Raw genomic sequence first — 793 nt, 5'->3', positions numbered from 1 at the left:
CCCCCATTCAGTAGACATTGAAAAAACACCTAGGCTACAAGCTGGTTCCTGTATTCAACAGGAGTCAGCTTGTTTAGTTTTCGCTGTGCTCTTTCTTCATTGTAAAAACGTATATATTCCTCAATTCTTCTTTGTGCCTCATCGATACTTCGTATATTATAAGGATAGAGCGCTTCGACTTTAAGATGAGAGAAGAAGCTCTCGATTGAGGCGTTGTCATAACAATTGCCTCGGCGTGACATGCTGATCTGGGCTCCAACCTGTGGCAGCATGTCATGGTATGCATGGGACGTGTACTGGTATCCCTGATCGCTGTGAACGATCAGTCCAGTCACGTCCTTATGTGTTTCAAATGCCTTTCTAAACGTTTCTAAGACAAGAGGGTTGTCGTTGCGTCTGCTGATATGGTATCCGACGATTTCGTTATTCCACAGATCCTTAATAGCGGATAAGTAAATCTTCTCATCTCATACGCGATATTGCGTCACGTCCGTAACCCACTTCTGATTGGGTTTAGCAGCTGTGAAATCCCTTTTTAGCTTATTCTCAGCGATTCTACCGTCGGATACAGCCGCTTCATAGCTTGTTCTGTGGACATACTTACGACGTATGATCGCTTTAATACCAAGTTGCTGCATTAACCGCAGAACCTTCTTATGATTCACTACATGGCTATACTGACGGTACAGCTCATCTTGTATACGGCGATACCCTACGGTTTTGTCACGTTGCTCATAGATCGCTCGGATCTTAAGTTTCAACTCTGCATCTGGATCGTTATCCTTGCGCTTTA

At 44.0% G+C, this 793-nt stretch carries 2 protein-coding genes; both read right to left on the bottom strand.

The window, feature by feature from the left end:
- Positions 1–29: 29 nt before the first annotated feature.
- Entirely contained in the window at positions 30–458 is a 429-nt protein-coding gene (locus tag NNL21_RS36990; protein ID WP_373567651.1) for an IS3 family transposase, read from the bottom strand.
- Between the two features lie 9 nt (positions 459–467).
- The coding region (locus NNL21_RS36080) for an IS3 family transposase (RefSeq protein WP_256555730.1) at positions 468–793 on the bottom strand (326 nt) is incomplete at its 5' end.

The sequence above is a fragment of the Paenibacillus mendelii genome, from assembly GCF_024498075.1.
GTDB classification, from domain to species: Bacteria; Bacillota; Bacilli; order Paenibacillales; family Paenibacillaceae; genus Paenibacillus_Z; species Paenibacillus_Z mendelii.
Note: the sequence above shows the minus strand (reverse complement) of the source record. Positions and strands in the feature narration are given on the sequence as shown.